The sequence below is a fragment of the Nocardia suismassiliense genome, from assembly GCF_900269665.1.
Classification (GTDB): Bacteria; Actinomycetota; Actinomycetes; order Mycobacteriales; family Mycobacteriaceae; genus Nocardia; species Nocardia suismassiliense.
Genome location: NZ_LT985373.1, coordinates 1 through 2,829, shown reverse-complemented (window position 1 = coordinate 2,829; position 2,829 = coordinate 1). Strand labels below are relative to the sequence as shown.

Below are 2,829 nucleotides of genomic sequence, written 5' to 3'. Positions count from 1 at the left end.
GGGCTTATGCGGGCGGGGACCTCATCCTGCTGACCACCACGGGAGCCAAGAGCGGTAAGCGGCACACGACTCCGTTGGGTCCGCTGTATCGGGGCGAGACCATGTTCGTGAGCTCGTTCATCGAGGACAAGTACCCGGCCTGGTGGTACAACATCAAGGCGAATCCGCAGGTCACTGTCGAACTCCGGGGCAAGACTTACCAGGCGACAGGCAGGGTGCTCGAAGGCGCGGACTATGACGAGTTCGCAGCCTGGATGCTGGCCAATCACCCACTGCTGGCGGACTTCCAGTCCAAGATCGACCGACCCATGCCGCTGGTCACGCTGACCCTCGACGGCGAGGGCTGAGCACTCCCAGCAATCCAGCCATGGCGCGTCGGTTCCCGACGTTTCGCGCAGACGCCAACGGCCCGAGATAGCCTCGGGCCGTTGGTCTTCGGACTGTCTGGCTGCCGTACAGGGATGCCGACAGCATCATCGGTTACGGGGACTTCGAATATGCCGCTACTTGACCGAGTTGGCCACCCGATCCGCGTAGGGGGCAACGAATTTCCCGACAAGGGGCAGCTCCGCGCGGACACCGCCGGTGTTGTTCGCCTGGACCATAGCCATGACCCAGACGACAACTGAGAAGACCGCGACTGCGAGTCCGGCGAGGCTGAAGATTATCCCCAGGGCCCCGAGGAGCGAGCCGGCGATGCTCATCACAATGTTGACCACCGAGACCGCTCCGAAGAAGACGATCGATTGAGCGGCATGGGATTTCACGTCGGGATCGTTCCTTCCCATGAATAGGAAGATGATCCCGGTGAGCCACCCCAGCGCGTAGGACAGGATCGCGCTGGTCTTCTTGTCCAGGCCGGCGGACTGCGGTTGGTTCGTGGGAGGTTGCGAAGATGTCATGGGGTAAGTAGATGTCGCACGCGTCTCCTACCGATCCCAGGTTTCAGGCTGTCGCCGGCTGTCTCCACCGGCGTGCGCAGTAGTCCTGTCGACGCGGCTCGTGATCGAATCAGCGCATGGACGAGATCATCTTCCGGTCCGCGACGATCGACGACCTTTCTGCGCTGGTGACGATGCTCGCCGATGACACACTCGGCAGCGTCCGCGAGTCCGCCGCCGACCTGAGCCTATACCGCGCGGCCTTCGCCGAGATCGATGAAGATCCGCGGCAGGAGCTACTGGTTGCCGAACACCGCGGTGCCGTGGTGGGAACGGCGCAACTGAGCTTTCTGCCCGGACTGGCCCGCAAGGGCGCGGTACGTGCGCAGATCGAGGCGGTGCGGGTGGATCGGCCGATGCGTGGCCGCGGTCTGGGATCGCGGCTGATCGAGGAGTGTGTGCGGCGGGCGCGTGAACGAGGTTGTGCCCTGGTGCAATTGACGTCGCACGGCAGTCGGGTGGACGCGCATCGTTTCTACGGCAAGCTCGGATTCGAGGCCAGTCACGTGGGGTTCAAGCTGATGCTGGCCGACACCTCGGATCGATGATGGGGGAGCGACATAGTCGCGCTCGCTCACACTCTCAGGTATCGCCAGAGCCCTTCGAAATGCCCGATGCGCGCCGTCCGGTCGCAATGGTTAACTGTAAGATGGCTATGTGTCGTGATGTTCAGCAAGTCAATGCTGATACCCGCATGATCGCTAGTTTGCTGTTAGCTGAAAAGTAACGAACTCCGGGGCTAGGACGATAGCCGCCCCGAAGGGGATCCAACTTCTCGAGACAGGACCATTATGCGCAGAGCACTGATCACCTTGTCCGCCGCTGGAGCACTTGCCGTCGGAGGCTCACTCGCCGTGAGTGGCAACACAGTCGCCAACGCATCACCTGGTTCGCAGCCTCCCCAATGCTTGGTCGCAACGGCGGTGCTTCTCGCCATCGACCCGAGCGGTGGCATCTATACCAGCGGTGTCGGCAAACAGATCAGCGATCAGCTTCTCGGCGCATTGTGCGTCCGCTACTACCAGTAGGCGGAGTCGGCGCGTCGGTGGACTTCAGGGTGTGAGGTCAGGCTGAAGGTCCCTTTGCGTGGTGGTCGTCGGCGTCGACGGACAGCACGGCCACGGTATAGGCGACCGTTCGACCGTCCTGCATGCAGTGGTGTTCGCCGCGTTCGACGAACCCGAGTCGGCGAATCAACTGCCTGCTCCGTGTGTTCCAGGTCTGGACGACTACGCGAATTGGGGTCGCCGGGTAGTCCCGGCGGAGCTGGGTGAGCACGGCGGTACCGAAGTGCATGCCGTGACCGCTGCCGACCCATTGCGGATCCATGCCGACGCCGAGGTCGACCATGGTGCGATCCGCATCGAGGCCCGGCACTCGTGCCTCGGGTCCGATGCAGAAGAACCCGACGAGGCGGTCCGTGTCGGCATCGGCTACTGCCGTGTATCCATCGGCGGCACTTGGCAATTCATCGTCATCGGCAGCGCCGAAATTGTAGATCTGCCACGGACCCGCGTACTGCCAATCGGCTACCTGCCGGGCGTCGCTGCGGGCGAAGGGACGTACTACCAGGCGGTCGGGCCATCCATCGTGCACTCCGAGACGCTCTCATATTCGTCCGCCATAGCTGAAGCCATTTTTCGGCAGGGCGTCACACAGCCGGCGGAGTACTGGTCAGGAGCGTGGTGAGGGTTCTCGGGGTCCAGGTGAGGTCGGCGCCGGGGCGGGTGGCGAGGTAGGTGGCGGTGGTTTCGATGGTCCAGCCGTGGGATTCGATGAGGCCGGCGGCGAGGTGGCGTAGGTACCGTCTCTTATACACTTCTCCGCGCCCACGAGTCTAGGCATGATATTGTTTGCCGCCTTATGCTTGAAATAAAAAGCTCTAACA

The 2,829-nt window shown here is 62.7% G+C and carries 6 protein-coding genes; 3 read left to right on the top strand and 3 right to left on the bottom strand.

Features of this window, described 5'->3' with window-relative positions:
• Positions 1-347 (top strand): nitroreductase/quinone reductase family protein (locus DBO33_RS42390; protein WP_107661301.1); only part of this gene is annotated, 347 nt, incomplete at its 5' end.
• A gap of 156 nt (positions 348-503) precedes the next feature.
• Here DBO33_RS42390 and DBO33_RS42385 read toward each other — a convergent pair.
• Positions 504-902, bottom strand: coding sequence for a DUF4870 domain-containing protein (locus DBO33_RS42385; protein ID WP_107661300.1), 399 nt, complete (start codon positions 900-902; stop codon positions 504-506).
• A 116-nt stretch (positions 903-1,018) separates the two neighbouring features.
• On the opposite strand from DBO33_RS42385, the gene DBO33_RS42380 reads away from it, so the two are divergent.
• Positions 1,019-1,489: a GNAT family N-acetyltransferase gene (locus DBO33_RS42380; RefSeq protein ID WP_107661299.1), complete on the top strand. Its 471-nt coding sequence runs from the start codon at positions 1,019-1,021 to the stop codon at positions 1,487-1,489.
• A 306-nt stretch (positions 1,490-1,795) separates the two neighbouring features.
• A complete protein-coding gene (locus DBO33_RS43460) occupies positions 1,796-1,969 on the top strand; it encodes a hypothetical protein (RefSeq protein ID WP_159080865.1) in 174 nt (57 codons plus the stop codon).
• 37 nt (positions 1,970-2,006) lie between these two features.
• Here DBO33_RS43460 and DBO33_RS42375 read toward each other — a convergent pair whose 3' ends face one another.
• Both DBO33_RS42375 and DBO33_RS42370 read right to left on the bottom strand, forming a co-directional pair.
• Positions 2,007-2,537 carry a GNAT family N-acetyltransferase gene (locus DBO33_RS42375; RefSeq protein ID WP_107661298.1) on the bottom strand — a complete coding sequence of 177 codons (531 nt, stop codon included), beginning with the start codon at positions 2,535-2,537 and terminating at the stop codon, positions 2,007-2,009.
• 55 nt (positions 2,538-2,592) lie between these two features.
• Entirely contained in the window at positions 2,593-2,760 is a 168-nt protein-coding gene (locus DBO33_RS42370; RefSeq protein WP_234391496.1) for a hypothetical protein, read from the bottom strand.
• Between the last annotated feature and the right edge of the window lie 69 nt (positions 2,761-2,829).